This window comes from Acinetobacter sp. FB (assembly GCF_056033405.1).
Window position 1 is genome coordinate 1,640,529 of record NZ_CM148502.1, and the last position, 14,169, is coordinate 1,654,697.

Annotated in this window: 15 protein-coding genes and 1 pseudogene; 13 read left to right on the top strand and 3 right to left on the bottom strand. The window is 37.2% G+C overall.

Features of this window, described 5'->3' with window-relative positions:
• Nucleotides 1-37: 37 nt before the first annotated feature.
• The gene (locus AC0JIQ_RS07605; RefSeq protein WP_004662267.1) at nt 38-940 is read right to left on the bottom strand and encodes an alpha/beta fold hydrolase; all 903 of its coding nucleotides are present in this window, start codon (nt 938-940) and stop codon (nt 38-40) included.
• The gene (locus AC0JIQ_RS07610) at nt 940-1,500 is read right to left on the bottom strand and encodes a PadR family transcriptional regulator (RefSeq protein ID WP_004662266.1); all 561 of its coding nucleotides are present in this window, start codon (nt 1,498-1,500) and stop codon (nt 940-942) included. The genes AC0JIQ_RS07605 and AC0JIQ_RS07610 overlap by 1 nt, the downstream gene beginning before the upstream one ends.
• 125 nt (nt 1,501-1,625) lie before the next feature.
• Between AC0JIQ_RS07610 and AC0JIQ_RS07615 the strand changes: the two genes are divergently transcribed.
• From AC0JIQ_RS07615 to AC0JIQ_RS07630, 4 genes are all read left to right on the top strand, one after another.
• On the top strand, nt 1,626-3,650 hold the full coding sequence (locus AC0JIQ_RS07615; RefSeq protein ID WP_474203149.1) for a 2,4-dienoyl-CoA reductase FMN-binding domain-containing protein: 2,025 nt from the start codon (nt 1,626-1,628) through the stop codon (nt 3,648-3,650).
• A 72-nt stretch (nt 3,651-3,722) separates the two neighbouring features.
• A complete protein-coding gene (locus AC0JIQ_RS07620; protein WP_474203150.1) occupies nt 3,723-4,139 on the top strand; it encodes a nuclear transport factor 2 family protein in 417 nt (138 codons plus the stop codon).
• A gap of 29 nt (nt 4,140-4,168) precedes the next feature.
• The gene (locus AC0JIQ_RS07625; RefSeq protein ID WP_474203151.1) at nt 4,169-4,888 is read left to right on the top strand and encodes an SGNH/GDSL hydrolase family protein; all 720 of its coding nucleotides are present in this window, start codon (nt 4,169-4,171) and stop codon (nt 4,886-4,888) included.
• Between the two features lie 19 nt (nt 4,889-4,907).
• Nucleotides 4,908-5,996 (top strand): YheT family hydrolase, encoded by a 1,089-nt coding sequence (locus AC0JIQ_RS07630; protein ID WP_474203152.1) that lies wholly within the window; start codon nt 4,908-4,910, stop codon nt 5,994-5,996.
• Between the two features lie 66 nt (nt 5,997-6,062).
• Here AC0JIQ_RS07630 and AC0JIQ_RS07635 read toward each other — a convergent pair whose 3' ends face one another.
• Nucleotides 6,063-6,509, bottom strand: a complete 447-nt coding sequence (locus AC0JIQ_RS07635) for an internalin (RefSeq protein WP_474203153.1) — start codon at nt 6,507-6,509, stop codon at nt 6,063-6,065.
• Nucleotides 6,510-6,880: 371 nt separating this feature from the next.
• Here AC0JIQ_RS07635 and AC0JIQ_RS07640 point away from each other — a divergent pair, with 371 nt between their 5' ends.
• From AC0JIQ_RS07640 to AC0JIQ_RS07680, 9 genes and pseudogenes are all read left to right on the top strand, one after another.
• A complete protein-coding gene (locus tag AC0JIQ_RS07640) occupies nt 6,881-8,512 on the top strand; it encodes a CTP synthase (protein WP_005216362.1) in 1,632 nt (543 codons plus the stop codon).
• A gap of 33 nt (nt 8,513-8,545) precedes the next feature.
• Nucleotides 8,546-9,403, top strand: a complete 858-nt coding sequence (kdsA, locus tag AC0JIQ_RS07645; protein WP_004653722.1) for a 3-deoxy-8-phosphooctulonate synthase — start codon at nt 8,546-8,548, stop codon at nt 9,401-9,403.
• 44 nt (nt 9,404-9,447) lie between these two features.
• Nucleotides 9,448-10,737, top strand: a complete 1,290-nt coding sequence (eno, locus tag AC0JIQ_RS07650) for a phosphopyruvate hydratase (protein ID WP_288402006.1) — start codon at nt 9,448-9,450, stop codon at nt 10,735-10,737.
• Between the two features lie 123 nt (nt 10,738-10,860).
• A complete protein-coding gene (gene ftsB / locus AC0JIQ_RS07655; protein WP_004662248.1) occupies nt 10,861-11,232 on the top strand; it encodes a cell division protein FtsB in 372 nt (123 codons plus the stop codon).
• Nucleotides 11,216-11,920 carry a 2-C-methyl-D-erythritol 4-phosphate cytidylyltransferase gene (gene ispD / locus AC0JIQ_RS07660; protein WP_474203154.1) on the top strand — a complete coding sequence of 235 codons (705 nt, stop codon included), beginning with the start codon at nt 11,216-11,218 and terminating at the stop codon, nt 11,918-11,920. Before ftsB ends, ispD begins: the two co-directional genes overlap by 17 nt.
• 114 nt (nt 11,921-12,034) lie before the next feature.
• A complete protein-coding gene (locus AC0JIQ_RS07665) occupies nt 12,035-12,511 on the top strand; it encodes a DUF6438 domain-containing protein (RefSeq protein ID WP_474203238.1) in 477 nt (158 codons plus the stop codon).
• A gap of 69 nt (nt 12,512-12,580) precedes the next feature.
• Nucleotides 12,581-12,818 (top strand): annotated as a pseudogene (locus tag AC0JIQ_RS07670) (hypothetical protein).
• Nucleotides 12,819-13,121: 303 nt separating this feature from the next.
• Complete coding sequence (locus tag AC0JIQ_RS07675) at nt 13,122-13,541, top strand: YeeE/YedE family protein (RefSeq protein WP_050039889.1); 420 nt, start codon at nt 13,122-13,124, stop codon at nt 13,539-13,541.
• The gene (locus tag AC0JIQ_RS07680) at nt 13,538-13,948 is read left to right on the top strand and encodes a DUF6691 family protein (protein ID WP_474203155.1); all 411 of its coding nucleotides are present in this window, start codon (nt 13,538-13,540) and stop codon (nt 13,946-13,948) included. Before AC0JIQ_RS07675 ends, AC0JIQ_RS07680 begins: the two co-directional genes overlap by 4 nt.
• The last annotated feature ends 221 nt before the right edge of the window (nt 13,949-14,169 follow it).

A 14,169-nucleotide genomic window follows, 5' to 3' on the forward strand; every position in this document is an offset into this window, starting at 1 on the left:
TTGGCTTTTTGCTATTCTGGCTTAACTATTCTACAGATTATAGATTAAGAAATTGGCTAATCTCTTGGGTAAATTTTCTTGGCTCAGTAATTAGAGGCGTATGTCCAGAACGTTCGAAATAAACAGTTTTTGCATTTGCTAAACTGTTGGCTACTATAGTTTGTCCTGTTTCTGAGTACAATGAAGATTCACGACCGATGAAGAAGGTAGTCGGGCAAGTGATATGGCTAATTGCTTCTCGATAATCTTCGTCATGATTTAAATAATTTTCAACATACCAAAGTAAGTAATCAAGACGTTGAATAGGCAATAAGTATTTTTGTAATAATGGACGATTTAAAGCAATTTTAAAAATTTTAGGACTATATGTATTGCTGCTTTGTAGCTCAATAAACGCTCCCCATAAACTGACTAGCTTAAAGCGTATTTCTTTGGGTAAATCTTCCAGTATTACAGCGTCTTTGTATTCCAATAATAAAGTCTGAATATCAAGGAGTAAGTTTTTAAATTGCGAATGTTTCTGACCAAATAACCCATATTGCCAAGTTTCATCGACCGAAATCTTGGGTGTTTGGTCGATATGTAAATAGGCTTTGAGCTTTGACCCTAAATCGCCATGTTTCATACCATGCATTGCAGTTGTTGCCCCCATGGAATAACCCATCAGGATAAATTGATCTAATTTTAGTTGTTTAATGAGTGCATCTATATCATTCCAATGACTCGAAATGGCATCGGTATTTGGTATAGCACAATCTTTTGAACCACCAAAACCACGCCAATCTGGAATAATAAATTCGTATTTTTTGCGACTCGCAAATAAAAAAGGAAGCCATTGCCAACTTTGCATACCTAGTCCTGAGAGTACGAGTACAGGTTCACCTTCACCCACACGACGTACAAATAATTTTTCTTGGTCAGGCATGGTATAAAACGGCATTATTTTTCTCCAATTTCGTTTGTTTGTTCGAACTTTTTAAGCTGAGGAATCATTTGTTCTAACCATCTTATCCATTCGATTTCTTTAATGATACCGAGTTCCAGAATCATTTTATGAATAAATAAGACACGATTAGTAGGTTCATTATTTTTAAAGTCTTTGTCATGGATTGTTTGATAAAGACTAAGTTTTTCTTTATGAAGTTCTAGATGTCGTTCAAGTTCAGGCAAAATATTATTGCCGCCAAGTTGTGCTTCTGCTCTTAATCTGACCATGAGGTCATCACGGAGTTGAGCAGGTTCGCTTTGTTGTTCAATCCATGACGCAAGTTGTATTCTTCCAAGTTGTTCAACTTGATAAGTTTTTTTACGGCTATTTGCAGCTTGTTCTTCTAATGTAGAAATCCAACCTTTTTTCAGCATTCCATTGAGTTCGCGGTAAATTTGCTGATGAGTCGCGTTCCAAAAGAAGCCCATTGAACGGTCAAAACGACGAGCTAAATCAAAACCTGTACTTGGTTTCTCTAATAAGCTCGTCAATAAAACATGGGCAAGTGACATGATGATCCGTAATAAAAAAATGACTCATCAGAATTATGCAATATGTTGCATAAAAATCAAATCTTGTTTATAACTTTATGCAACAAGTTGCATTAGCAAGCAGATTGCTAGCCAAAGGAGAAAACATGTCAGCTTATCCACATTTATTACAACCACTTGACTTGGGTTTTACTACATTAAAGAACCGTGTGCTTATGGGCTCTATGCATATTGGTTTAGAGGAAGCACCTCAAGGCTATGAACGTATGGCTGCATTTTATGCGGAACGTGCCAAAGGTGGTGTAAGTCTGATTGTAACTGGCGGTGTTTCTCCAAATGATGATGGTGTTGTATTTGCGCATGGTACAAAATTAGATACAGTCGAAGAAGCTGAAAAGCATAAAGTTGTTACTCAAGCTGTACATGAGGCTGGTGGAAAGATCGCAATGCAAATTTTGCATACAGGGCGTTATTCTTATCAAGCAAACAATGTTGCGCCATCAGCGATTCAAGCACCAATCAACCCAATTAAGCCAAAAGCTCTCAGTTCGGCAGAAGTTCAGCAAACCATTGATGATTTTGCAAATTGTGCCAAGCTCGCACAATACGCAGGTTACGATGGTGTTGAAATCATGGGTTCAGAAGGTTACTTAATCAATGAATTTATTGCTGCTCGTACCAATCACCGTGATGACGAATGGGGTGGTAGTTATGAAAATCGTATCCGCTTTCCTATTGAAATCGTTAAACGTACTCGTGACTTAGTTGGCGAAAACTTTATTATTATTTATCGTTTATCGATGCTTGATTTAGTCGAAGGTGGTTCAAGTTTAGAAGAAGTTGTACAACTTGCTAAAGAAATTGAAAAAGCAGGTGCAACAATTATCAATACAGGGATTGGTTGGCACGAAGCACGTATTCCAACGATTGCAACGAAAGTACCACGTGCTGCATTTACATGGGTAACTGAAAAGCTAAAAGGCTCAGTTTCGATTCCGTTAATCACATCGAACCGTATCAACACACCTGAAATGGCGGAACATATATTGGCTTCAGGTCATGCAGATATGATTTCGATGGCTCGCCCAATGTTGGCTGATGCAGATTTTGTATTAAAAGCGAGTGAAGGTCGTAGTGATGAAATCAATACGTGTATTGGTTGTAACCAAGCATGCTTAGATCATATTTTCTCGATGAAAATTGCTACATGCTTAGTCAATCCACGCGCATGTTATGAAACTGAGCTGATTTTTAAAGAAACAAATGCAATAAAAAATATTGCAGTAATTGGCGCAGGTCCAGCTGGTCTAAGTTTTGCAACATATGCAGCAAGTCGTGGCCATAAAGTTAAAGTGTTTGATTCAAATAATCAGATTGGTGGTCAATTTAATATTGCTAAGACTATTCCTGGTAAAGAAGAATTTTACGAAACTTTACGCTATTTCAAACGTCAGATTGAGTTACAACCGAATATTGAGCTGGTACTTAATCATACCGTGACTTATGAAGAACTCAGCCAAGCTAATTATGATGAGATTGTTGTTGCAACAGGGGTAACACCGCGTCAATTACAATTTGAAGGTATTGATCATCCAAAAGTATTGAGCTACATCCAAGTATTAAAAGAGCGTGTTCCAGTTGGTAAGCGTGTTGCGATTATTGGTGCTGGTGGTATTGGCTTTGATACAGCGGAGTATTTAACCCATGAAGGTGATAGTGGTAGTTTGAATCCTGAAAAATTCTATGCAGAGTGGGGTATTGATACGAGCTATGCCCATGTAGGTGGTTTAAAGCAACCTGAGCTAGAGAAATCTGAACGTGAGATTTACTTATTACAACGTAAAACAGCAGCTGTTGGTGCTGGATTAGGTAAAACGACTGGTTGGATTCATCGTACAGGCTTAAAACATCGAGATGTGAAAATGATTGCTGGTGCAAGTTACGACAAAGTGGATGATCAAGGTTTACATATTACCGTAGATGGTCAGACCACAGTTTTAGACGTTGATAATGTTGTGATTTGTGCTGGTCAAGAATCATATACAGCAATGTTCGATCAACTAAAAGCAGATGGTAAGAATGTTCACTTGATCGGTGGTGCGAAGGAAGCTGGTGAATTAGACGCTAAACGTGCGATTCGTCAAGGTGCTGAGTTAGCAGCAGTTCTATAAGTAAAAGATGAGACATTCTCTATGTTAGGAGAATGTCTCAAACTTCATTAGCTAAAATATAAGGAAATTACAATGACAATCGAAACAACCAAGCAAGCGCTAGAAAAATGGCATCAGATGATCAAAACAGGTGACCTTTCAAATTTAAATGAGTTATTAGCTGACGATGTGGTATTTCGTTCACCTGTTGCTTTTAAGCCTTATGAGGGAAAACATGTGGTTTTCTTCATTTTGACTAATGTGATTCAGGTGTTTGAAAACTTTACTTATCACCGTGAGTTTTACACTGAAGATGGTGAAAATGTAGTATTAGAGTTCAGTGCTAATGTAAGTGGAAAATCACTTAAAGGTATTGATATGGTTCGTTTTAATGCGCAGGGAAAAATTATTGATTTTGAAGTGATGATTCGCCCAATGAGTGGTTTGGCTGCTTTAGCAGAAAAAATGGGTGCGCGATTTGCTCAATATCAACCAAACTCAACTGAGTAAATAGCCTAAGTAATATTGAGATCATTAATATGTGGTTAAAACTTTCAACTTTTGCATTATTACCTGTACTTGTAATACAGGGTGTGAAAGTTCGTAAAAACACACCACGACTTTTAGAAGCGAGTGGTGATCGTGATGGTCTTATTGGACAAGGACAGCCACTCTCTTTACTAATTTTAGGTGATTCAGCAGCAGCTGGGGTTGGTGTTGAGACGCAGCAAGATGCTTTATCTGGTGCGATTATTTCAGAATTAAAAACAGAATATACGTTGAACTGGAAACTGCATGCAAAAACTGGTGATACAACAAAACAAGTTTATCAAGCGATCCAGCAATTAGAACCCAAAAAATATGATGTCGTCGTTACGTCAGTTGGTGTTAATGATGTGACTAAATTAATTTCTGCTAAAACTTGGATAAAACAACAAAAACAATTATTTACTCAAATACAAAATCATTTTCAGCCAAAATTGATTATTGTGTCTGGAGTCCCGCCAATGCAGCATTTTCCTGCATTACCCAATCCATTAGCATGGTTATTTGGGCAATATGCAGAACAAATGAATCAATCATTAAAACAGTGGTTAGCCCCACAGTCAGAATTTAGATTTATTGAATACGATATTAAAAATTTTCAGGCGATGAATTTATCTATGGCAAGTGATGGCTTTCATCCAAGTAAAGAAATCTATGCTATTTGGGGGCGACAGGTCGCGACATTGGTGCGACAAACATTTACTCGTGGTTAGATAGAGGTTTTTATTGAATATGGGTATATCTGCTTTAGATAAAATTAAAGTGTTAGGCTCTGAGCTGCTTGATTCTGTACTTGGTGCTGAGCAACCCAAAATGTACTATGATCCGAAAGGGAAAATAAAAGAAGTTTTGGAAAAATTACCTCAGTTAAAGAAAAAGTATCGCCCAACACCTTGGCTTAGTAATACTCATATACATCTTTTATATTTTGATATCATTAGAAAAAAAACAATTAAGCTTGAATACGACCGTATTGACCAACTTATCATGCAAGATGGTGGCGTTACTGCAGTTGCATGGTATGGCTATAATCTTCCTGTCGAAACGCCTACAATCGTAATTATGCATACGATTACAGGTACGCCAGAAAGTATGCGTGAACTTGTTAAAGACTTACATGCATATACGGGTTGGCGGATTGCACTTTGTTTACGCCGTGGACATGCAGGTTTACCTCTGCCAGTACCTCGTATTTCTCTTTTTGGTTTGACTGACGATTTACGAGAGCAACTGAACCATATTCAAACTCTTTTTCCAGAATCCGATTTATATGCAGTAGGTTCATCAGCAGGAACAGGACTTTTAGTGCGTTATCTTGGCGAGCAAGGCCTCGACACACCATTTAAAGCAGCTTTTGCAATGTGTCCTGGCTATAACACTGAAATTGGCTTTAAAAATGTACATCCTTTTTATAGCAAAATGATGACTAAAAAATTATTCAAATACTTTATTTACCCTTATGAAAATACATGGAATCAGGTTGCTTCACTAAAAAAGGTATTAGCAACAACAAACTTAGAAGCCTTTGAGAAAGAATATTTCGAGATGGCAGGTTTTGAAGATTATCAAAGTTACTGTAAAGCAATTAATCCAATTTATGTATTGGAGAATATTAAAATTCCATTGATGGTGCTGAATGCAGAAGATGATCCTGTTTGTTCAATTAAAAATTTAGAGCCTTATAAAGAGGTTATTCAGCAAATGGAAAATATTGCTGTAGTTACAACAAAGAAAGGAAGCCACTGTGGTTTTTACGAAAGTTTAGAAGTGAAATCGTGGGCATCACGACTGATGGCAGACTTTTTTAAACACTACTCCTAAGTTCTAGGCTATAAAAAACCACGAGTCGCTTTACAACGGCTCATGGCTTTTTGAGAGTTAAATAAATTAATTATTTAATGCAGGTGTTGCAGCCGCAATTGCTGCCGCAACTGCATCGTCTTCAGTTTGTGCTGGAGCTGGTTTAACAGCTTTAGGTTGTTCAACTTTCGCTGGTTTCTGTTCAGTTTGCGCAGGTTTTGGTTGTTCAGCTTGTGCTGTTGTTGTCTCTTCTGCTGTTTGAGCTGGGCGAGCTTCACGACGAATTTCTGTAGTTGTATTTGGCGTTTCTTCTCTACTCATCTCAATCACTGGAGCTGGCGTTGCTGGTTTATCTACGCTTTCCAAAGGCTGAAATTCTTGGTTTTGTTTCGGTTGAGATGCTGCTTGAGTCGTTTGTGCTTCAGAAGTTTGTTCTGATTGTTCTTCATTTTTTGGCTCTTCTTTTTTGACACAAGCAGTAAGTAATAGACCAGTTGCAAGCGCAGCACAAATTAAAAGTTTTTTATTCGCCATTGTTAAAGCTACATATTGAATGAAAGATGCCAGTGATTATACCAGTAAAATTAAATGAAAAAATCCCTAGGATTTATTGAGTTTGTTGATATTTTATAAATGCTTGCATCCGCGAATCTACTGAAATTGCAATATCCTCAAAATCTTCGAGTGAATTTATTTCAGATCTAAAGTTGTTTTTATACATTAAACGTAATTTATGGATGAAATATCCACAAATCCCATAAATTTTTATCGAAAATGCTGATAGAATAGTCAGTTGTTTATAGTTCTTTGAATTGATGCGGTTTGACTTTGCTTTATAGGGGCAGAGTACAGTAAAATTGCCCAACATTGTAGGCCGATTTCGGCTCGATTGTACGAGAAACTCAATGACCCATTTTATTTTTGTCACTGGTGGTGTGGTTTCATCACTAGGTAAAGGTATTTCTGCTGCTTCTGTTGCTGCACTTTTGGAAGCTCGTGGCTTGAAAGTCACTATGGTAAAAATGGATCCATACATTAATGTAGATCCTGGTACCATGAGCCCATTTCAGCACGGTGAAGTTTTCGTCACAGAGGATGGTGCTGAAACTGACTTAGATTTGGGATATTACGAACGTTTCTTACGTCGTGCGAAAATGACCAAACTGAATAACTTTACCAGCGGTCGTGTCTATCAAGACGTTTTGAATAAAGAACGTCGTGGTGATTACTTAGGTGGTACGGTTCAAGTTATTCCACATATTACAGATAATATTAAAGAACGTGTACTTCGCGCAGGTGAAGGTTACGACGTTGCGATCGTTGAGATTGGTGGTACAGTTGGTGATATCGAATCACTTCCTTTCATGGAATCAGTACGTCAGTTGATGGTAGAACTTGGTCATAAACGTACCATGTTGATGCACTTGACGTTATTGCCATATATCAAATCTGCTGCTGAACTTAAAACTAAGCCAACTCAACATTCAGTTAAAGAACTTCTTTCGATTGGTATTCAGCCAGATATCTTAATCTGCCGTACTGAATATGATGTCGATGTTGATACTAAACGTAAAATTGCATTGTTCACCAATGTTGAAGCGCGTGCCGTTGTCGTCTGTAAAGATGCAAAAACAATTTATCAAATTCCGCGTACATTCTACGAACAAAATGTTGACGATTTGATCTGTGAACGTTTTGGTTACAACGATCTTCCAGAAGCAAATCTTGAAGATTGGGATAATGTGGTAGAAGCATTATTGAACCCTGAATACACGGTTCGTGTTGCGATGGTCGGTAAATATGTTGAATTACCAGATGCTTATAAATCTGTAAATGAAGCACTTTTACATGCAGGTATTCAAAATCGCGTTAAAGTTCAGATTGACTATGTCAATGCGGAAGACCTTGAACAGCAAGATATGAGTATTTTGAGTACTGCTGATGCGATTTTAGTACCAGGTGGTTTCGGTGAGCGTGGTACTGAAGGCAAAATGAAAGCCATTCAATATGCACGTGAAAACAAGATTCCATTCCTTGGTATTTGTTTAGGTATGCAGTTGGCTGTGATTGAGTATGCACGCAATGTTGCAGGTATGCCTGAAGCGAGTTCAACTGAATTTAATCGTTCAACTAAGTACCCATTGATTGGTTTAATTACTGAATGGTTAGACGAACGTGGTGAATTACAACAACGCAGTCTTGAATCGGATCTTGGCGGAACGATGCGTTTGGGCGCACAAAAGTCTGAACTGGTTGAAGGAACAAAAACACGTGCAGTCTATGGTAAAGCTGAAATTACAGAGCGTCACCGTCATCGCTATGAAATGAATGATCGTTTCATTCCTACACTTGAACAAGCGGGCATGAAAATTTCAGGTTATTCATCAGTACAACATTTAGTTGAAACTGTAGAAATTCCTGAACATCCTTGGTTTATTGCTGTACAATTCCACCCAGAATTTACAAGCTCGCCACGTGATGGTCATCCATTATTTGCTGGTTTCATTGAAGCTGCAAAAAAACAGCATCAAAAGTAAGTACTAAGTTTTAAATAAACTGGGAAAGTTTGAATGTCACAATTAAAACCACAAGAAGTTGTACGTTTAGGCGATATACAAATGGCAAATCATTTGCCATTTGTATTATTTGGCGGAATGAACGTACTAGAGTCAAAAGATTTAGCATTTGAAATTGCTGAAACTTATGTTGATATTTGCAAACGCTTAGATATTCCTTATGTATTTAAGGCAAGCTTTGATAAAGCAAACCGTTCAAGCCTGAACTCTTATCGAGGACCAGGTTTGGAAAAAGGGATTGAATGGCTTGCAGACATTAAAAAACATTTTAATGTGCCCATTATCACTGACGTTCATGAACCTTACCAAGCAGCGCCTGTTGCTGAAGTTGCGGACATTATCCAACTCCCAGCTTTCTTAAGTCGCCAGACTGATCTTGTTGAAGCAATGGCAAAAACTCAAGCCATTATCAATATCAAAAAAGCACAATTCTTAGCACCACACGAAATGCGCCATATTTTGCATAAGTGTTTGGAAGCTGGAAACGATAAACTCATTCTTTGTGAACGTGGTTCAGCATTTGGCTATAACAACTTAGTTGTAGATATGCTTGGCTTCGACATCATGAAAGAAATGAACGTACCCGTATTCTTTGATGTAACGCATGCATTACAAACGCCTGGTGGACGTGCTGACTCTGCTGGTGGTCGCCGTGCTCAAATCACGACTTTAGCGCGTGCAGGTATGGCAACAGGTTTAGCGGGTCTGTTCTTGGAAGCACATCCAGAACCTGAAATCGCAAAATGTGATGGACCATGTGCTTTGCGTTTATCTCAGCTTGAGCCATTCTTGGCGCAATTAAAAGAATTGGATACTTTAGTTAAAGGATTCAAAAAGTTAGATACCCATTGATGTAATTGTTTACATCTTATTTTCATTCAACAGAGGAATTGTTCATGAGCCAAATCGTTGACATCCGCGCACGTGAAATTTTGGACTCTCGTGGTAACCCAACCATCGAAGCAGACGTTATTTTAGAATCTGGGGTTGTGGGTCGTGCATGTGCACCATCTGGTGCTTCGACTGGTTCTCGTGAAGCTTTAGAACTTCGTGATGGCGACAAAGCACGCTATTTAGGTAAAGGTGTTAAAAATGCGGTTAATAACGTAAACACTTTAATCCGTGATGCTTTAGTGGGTAAATCAGTATTTGAACAAAAAGACATCGATAACACGATGATCGAGCTTGATGGTACTGAAAACAAAGAAAAACTAGGTGCTAACGCAACTCTAGCTGTTTCTTTGGCTGCTGCTCGCGCTGCTGCTACTGAAAAGAAAACCCCTCTTTTCCAATACATCGCAGACTTGCGTGGTCAAACAACTTTGAGCATGCCAGTGCCAATGATGAACATCATCAATGGTGGTTCACATGCAGATAATAACGTCGATATTCAAGAGTTCATGATTGAGCCAGTTGGTTTCACTTCATTCTCTGAAGCATTACGTGCAGGTGCTGAAATCTTCCATTCTCTAAAATCAGTTTTAAACAAAAAAGGTTTAAACACTGCTGTAGGTGATGAAGGTGGTTTTGCTCCGAACTTACGTTCAAATGAAGAAGCTATCACTGTTATTCTTGAAGCGATTGGTCAAACGGGTTACAAAGCGGGTTCTGACATTATGTTAGCACTTGACTGTGCATCTTCAGAATTTTACAAAAATGGTCAATATATTCTTGCAGGTGAAGGTAATAAAGCATTCACAAGCAATCAATTCTCTGATTATTTAGCTGGTCTTGTAAATCAATATCCAATTATTTCGATCGAAGATGGTCTTGATGAGTCTGACTGGGAAGGTTGGAGCTACTTAACATCAATCCTTGGTGACAAAATCCAATTGGTTGGTGACGATTTATTCGTAACTAATCCTAAGATTTTACAACGTGGTATTAATGAGAAAGTCGGTAACTCGATTTTGATCAAATATAACCAGATTGGTACATTGACTGAGACTTTAGATGCAATCTATCTTGCGAAAGCAAATGGTTATAGTACTGTAATCTCACACCGTTCTGGTGAAACTGAAGATTCAACGATTGCTGATTTAGCAGTAGGTACAGCAGCAGGTCAAATCAAGACAGGTTCACTATGCCGTTCTGACCGCGTAGCGAAATATAACCAATTACTTCGTATTGAAGAATTAACGAAAGCGGTTTACCGCGGTAAAGCTGAATTCAAAGGTCTAAACTAAGGTCATTTATCTATGTTGAATACTTCTGATCATCGTTCTTTACAAAAGAGAGAAACTCTGCAAATTCATAATCCTATAGAATTTGCAGATAATCTTCTTTTAAGAAGGATGTAGGAGTTTTTCATGATAGAAATGTTTCGATCGACCTCGAGTAAATTGATTCTAGTGCTTGTCATCGCTTTGGTGACAAGTTTACAGTATCAATTTTGGCTAGGTGAGGGAGGGTATTTTCCTCATCAAGCCTTGACTCAACAGATTAAACAACAAGCAGAAGTGAATACGGAACTTAAAGAGCGCAATCGTATTTTAGCAGCCGAAGTTTTCGACTTAAAAAATGGAACGGAAGCGATTGAAGAACATGCACGTTTGGATTTAGGTTTGGTTAAACCTAATGAAACTTTTGTTCAGATGAGCACAATTAGTACCCATTACAAACCGATTTATATTGATCCAAATGCAAAAATAGATGCAGCAACAAATGAAAACCCAGACTAAGCTGTGGGCTGTTGTTCCAGCCGCAGGTTCGGGCAGTCGTTTTTCAAAAACTGAATTAAAACAATATCAATATATTCAAAATCGTACTGTGCTTGAGCATACAGTTAATCGATTAAATACACTGGATTTAGCTGGTTGTGTACTTGCAATCGGTGAGAATGATAATTTTGCTAGAACACTTTCTTTTGATCATAAAGAGAAATTACATTTTTGTTTAGGTGGAGTCGAACGAGTAAATTCTGTGCTCAACGCATTAATTTACTTATCTGATATTGCGGATGCAAACGATTGGGTATTAGTGCATGATGCAGCTCGTCCTTGTGTTACGCCCGCTAATTTAGAGCAATTGGTTAATTCTGCAATGCAATATAATCAAAGTGCAATTTTGGCTATTCCAGTACGTGATACTTTAAAACAAGTGCGTGTTGAACACCAGATTGAAAAAACTGTAAGTCGTGAGTTGTTGTGGCAAGCACAAACGCCACAGATCGCAAAATTAAAAATATTAAAAAATGCGCTTGAAAAAGCATTGATAGATCATAAGACGATTACTGATGAAGCAAGTGCTTTAGAATACGCTGATTTTCCTGTACATGTAGTACAAGGTCGTTCAGACAATATTAAAATTACTTATCCTGATGATTTAGAACTTGCGCAGTTAATTCTTCAATCACAGATTCGTCTTTAATTTTAGATTTAAATAGCCTAAGTAAATTTTATTTTATACTTTTACATCATTCTGAATGACAATAAAATGATGATTTGTTAGATTAAAAAAACATAATTTATAATGGGTTAACAAATAAAAAAATTATTAATCTTAAGTCTTTTTACTTTTTCTTTAATAGGATGTGCATCTACACCATCAGAAACTTCAAACACTGTACAGGAAACGATACGTTATTCATCAAGTCCTTGTTTCGGTGCTTGTCCAATTTATTCGGTAGAAATCTCACCTTCTGGAACAGTGAATTTCAATGGTAAGCAATATACTAAAGTGACGGGTTCTCAGACTTTAGCAATAGATCCTTCGGTATATAAAAAATTACAACAGGAGTTGAAAACTTATCGTCCAGAAACAGGTGCAAACGTTAAAACAACTGGCTGTCAGCAAACGGCAACTGATCAACCGAGTGCATATTTTGTTTGGATTCGACCAGATGGAACAACAACGAAATTAAGTCACTATACTGGTTGTATTTCACCAGCAAATATAGAATTAAATAAACTGATTGATAAGCTTCCTAAATTGATTGGTATCGAAGATTTAGTACGCTAATGTCCATGAGAGTCTAAAATAGATAAATTTGTCTCAAGTATAAGAATGAACCATGCGGAGGAGTCATAAATGACAGCTTTTACAATCATGAAAATGAGTATGCAAGAAGAAGATTATCCTCCTAATCTTGCTGTAGAAGCATTCCGCAATGCGTTCAAGGAATCCAGTCTTCGACTGTGGTATTGCGAAAAATTATCTTTTATTGGAAACATCGCTGAGAAGTGAGATTGGTATTATTAAAAATAGATCAACATGTCCTAAAACCCAAGAAAAACAGGCTATCGTATGTTTTAATGCGACAAATTAAGTCTAGAATTTGAATGGTCTGAGAAAAGCAAAATAAAAGATGATTTGTTACTCTGGCTTATCGAGGCATATTTCAATGCAGATTTCAGTTTTAAATCTTCAAATTGTAAAAAAATCAGCATTTTTTCTGAAATTTAAAAGCAGAAAATTACGCAAGCTAAATTATATTGTAAATGATTTTTCTATTTGATTTGTTGAGAGGGTATTGGCTGAATTTGAATGGAAATTCTGTAACAATAAAGAGCTTTAATTATTATATTTAATAATATAATATAAAAATATATAATGTTTTTGCGGATCAATTATGTCTAGCATTATTTCTGCTTTAATCGGTGGTGGAATTTTAGGGCTTGCAGTCGTTGGCTATTTATATGTGAATGGTCGCATTACAGGTATTAGTGGGCTACTGTCTCAATTATTACAACCCAAGCTATTAGTTCGAAGCTCGGCTATGTGGTTCTTATTGGGGCTACTGATCACGCCATTTATCTATCAGATCTTTGTAACACCAGAGATTGTTATTAAATCATCTCCAATTGGATTGATTATTGCTGGTTTATTGGTTGGTTTTGGTACTCGTTTGGGTTCAGGTTGTACAAGTGGGCATGGGATTTGCGGGATCAGTCGCCTATCTATACGCTCCATGATTGCTACAGTTACATTCATGTTAGCTGGAATAATAACTGTATATGTTATTCGTCATATCTTTGGAGCTGCGCTATGAAAAATGTACTTGCTTTCATTTTTGGTAGCTTATTTGCATTAGGCTTGTTGATTTCAGGGATGTCTAATCCTGAGAAAGTTTTGGGTTTCTTAGATATTTTTGGGCAATGGGATATCAGTTTAATGTTCGTGATGATGGGCGCAATCATTGTGGCAATTATTCCATTTCAAAAAGCGATTCGAAATCCGAAAACAATTTTTGGTGAAGAAATATCATTACCAATCAGTACTCAAATTGATAAAAAATTAATAGTTGGGTCGACTCTTTTTGGAGTTGGTTGGGGCATTGCCGGAATCTGTCCTGCACCTGCAATTACATTAATCGGATTAGGTTATTTTCAAGTATGGTATTTTATTATCGCGATGTTGTTCGGTATGTTTGTACATCGTTTATGGTCCGAACGATAGGCCGCATGATTTAATATGGCATCATTCATCAAGTCGCATCTAAGAGATGTGGCTTGATCATTAAAATTAGATAGAATTTTTTAGCCTCAAAAATTTATTGCGTAAAAGTATTACAAAAACCATTTTGTCTTTTTAAGAATAGCCATTGTCCTAAATTGGAAATTCAGCTTCTAAAGAATATTGAATCATAGTACCAACCAAAGATAAATTTGTGAGGTTGC

Bases quoted from the DNA above. Each gene is read 5' to 3' on its own strand.
- AC0JIQ_RS07605 (WP_004662267.1), bottom strand. From the start codon at position 940: ATGCCGTTTTATACCATGCCTGACCAAGAAAAATTATTTGTACGTCGT.
- AC0JIQ_RS07610 (WP_004662266.1), bottom strand. From the start codon at position 1,500: ATGTCACTTGCCCATGTTTTATTGACGAGCTTATTAGAGAAACCAAGT.
- AC0JIQ_RS07615 (WP_474203149.1), top strand. From the start codon at position 1,626: ATGTCAGCTTATCCACATTTATTACAACCACTTGACTTGGGTTTTACT.
- AC0JIQ_RS07620 (WP_474203150.1), top strand. From the start codon at position 3,723: ATGACAATCGAAACAACCAAGCAAGCGCTAGAAAAATGGCATCAGATG.
- AC0JIQ_RS07625 (WP_474203151.1), top strand. From the start codon at position 4,169: ATGTGGTTAAAACTTTCAACTTTTGCATTATTACCTGTACTTGTAATA.
- AC0JIQ_RS07630 (WP_474203152.1), top strand. From the start codon at position 4,908: ATGGGTATATCTGCTTTAGATAAAATTAAAGTGTTAGGCTCTGAGCTG.
- AC0JIQ_RS07635 (WP_474203153.1), bottom strand. From the start codon at position 6,509: ATGGCGAATAAAAAACTTTTAATTTGTGCTGCGCTTGCAACTGGTCTA.
- AC0JIQ_RS07640 (WP_005216362.1), top strand. From the start codon at position 6,881: ATGACCCATTTTATTTTTGTCACTGGTGGTGTGGTTTCATCACTAGGT.
- kdsA (WP_004653722.1), top strand. From the start codon at position 8,546: ATGTCACAATTAAAACCACAAGAAGTTGTACGTTTAGGCGATATACAA.
- eno (WP_288402006.1), top strand. From the start codon at position 9,448: ATGAGCCAAATCGTTGACATCCGCGCACGTGAAATTTTGGACTCTCGT.
- ftsB (WP_004662248.1), top strand. From the start codon at position 10,861: ATGATAGAAATGTTTCGATCGACCTCGAGTAAATTGATTCTAGTGCTT.
- ispD (WP_474203154.1), top strand. From the start codon at position 11,216: ATGAAAACCCAGACTAAGCTGTGGGCTGTTGTTCCAGCCGCAGGTTCG.
- AC0JIQ_RS07675 (WP_050039889.1), top strand. From the start codon at position 13,122: ATGTCTAGCATTATTTCTGCTTTAATCGGTGGTGGAATTTTAGGGCTT.
- AC0JIQ_RS07680 (WP_474203155.1), top strand. From the start codon at position 13,538: ATGAAAAATGTACTTGCTTTCATTTTTGGTAGCTTATTTGCATTAGGC.